This window comes from Vibrio sp. 2132-1 (assembly GCF_033344315.1).
This window is the reverse complement of the sequence record NZ_JAWPON010000503.1, coordinates 1-621: the sequence shown is the minus strand read 5'-3', so window position 1 is coordinate 621 and position 621 is coordinate 1. Positions and strand designations below refer to the sequence as shown.

Here is a 621-nt window from a genome sequence, read left to right as displayed (position 1 = left end):
TTTGATGCAAGTGCAAAAGCGATTGATAAAGCGGTAACGCCGTTCGATCCAGCGGATCCAGCTTCGTTCAACTCTTCTTACACGACACAGGTGTACGATTCACTTGGCAACTCTCACACCGTGACGCAGTACTTCACTAAAACGGCAGACAACGCATGGGAAGTGAACGTGCAAGTCGACGGTGGTAAAACTCCTGTTTCAACCATTCCTGTGACGTTTAATAAAGACGGTACGTTAGCGGCGCCAACAGGCTCTTTCAATGTGGCATTCCCAGCTGCGGGCGCAAACGCAATGAGCGTTGATATCAACCTAAAAGGCAGCACGCAATTTGGTGCTGCGTTTGGCGTGAGCACAAACAGCCCGAACGGTTACACATCTGGTGAGCTTGCAGGCGTGCGCGTAGAAGACAACGGCATGGTTTACGCAACTTACACTAACGGTCAATCACAGCTTCAAGGCCAAGTGGTTCTGGCTGATTTTGCTAATACGCAAGGTCTAGCAAAAGTGAGCGGCACTGCTTGGACACAAAGCTTTAGCTCTGGTGCGCCGATCATGGGCGTTCCGGGTTCTGGCACGCTGGGTAACTTGACTCCAGGTGCATTAGAGGGCTCAAACGTCGAC

1 protein-coding gene is annotated in these 621 nt (G+C 51.4%); it reads left to right on the top strand.

Going from position 1 to position 621, the window contains the following annotated elements; translation table 11 throughout:
• On the top strand, positions 1-621 hold a 621-nt coding region (locus tag R8N47_RS26305; protein WP_318186243.1), incomplete at both ends, for a flagellar hook-basal body complex protein.